General features: G+C 33.2%; 2 protein-coding genes. Both read right to left on the minus strand.

What is annotated here, in order from left to right:
- A partial coding sequence (locus NQ012_RS12840) for an SMI1/KNR4 family protein (protein ID WP_257067964.1) occupies positions 1–460 on the minus strand: 460 nt, incomplete at its 3' end.
- Between the two features lie 2 nt (positions 461–462).
- On the minus strand, positions 463–752 hold a 290-nt coding region (locus NQ012_RS12845), incomplete at its 5' end, for an HNH endonuclease (protein ID WP_257067965.1).

Raw genomic sequence — 752 nt, forward strand, 5'->3', positions numbered from 1 at the left:
GCAGCATTTCTAAGAAATCATCAAAATTGTCCGCAACATAATTCACAACCATCTTGGTATCACCATTTTCATCTTCGTAAAAATCATCGTGATACATTACAACAACTGATGGATTTTCTCTGCCTTTCCGATAGTCAAAACAAACATAATCACCATTAGCACAAAGACCAAAGGCAATAACTTTTTTTCCATAGCTATAATCATCATCAATGCACGAATAACTATAAATATCCTCATAACCTAATTCATTTTTGTACCCTAAAAATACAATATCTCTTTCATCTTTTTCATTATAAACATTTATAAAATTAAAAATTTTTTCTTTTGGGTATAAATAATCATGCTTGCTAATAATTGATATATAAGATTTAGGAAAAACAATCCCCACATCTGTGGCAAAATTCCTAATTATATTTGGAGAAACAAATCCTTCATCTGAAGATACTGACAACTTTCTCATTTCTATTGACCTTTACTTAATGAATTTTGACCTGTATGAAGAACAGCCTTATGTATGCTGGTCGGTATTAACTGCATATTATTCGGAGCGCTTTGAGCATTATGGTGCCATGTATAACCAGGGATCTTTTCATTGCCTTGTTGAATCTTAGTTAACTGGGCTTTGGTAAATTGACTTCTCGAAACCTTACCACTTTCGATAGCTTTCCATAAATCCCGAGTAGCAGCCCGCATCTGTCCCGTATAAGATAGAGAAGTATCCAGCTTGGAAGTAAACTTAGATACATTATCGA

This window comes from Neisseria dentiae (assembly GCF_024580525.1).
Lineage (GTDB): Bacteria > Pseudomonadota > Gammaproteobacteria > Burkholderiales > Neisseriaceae > Neisseria > Neisseria dentiae_A.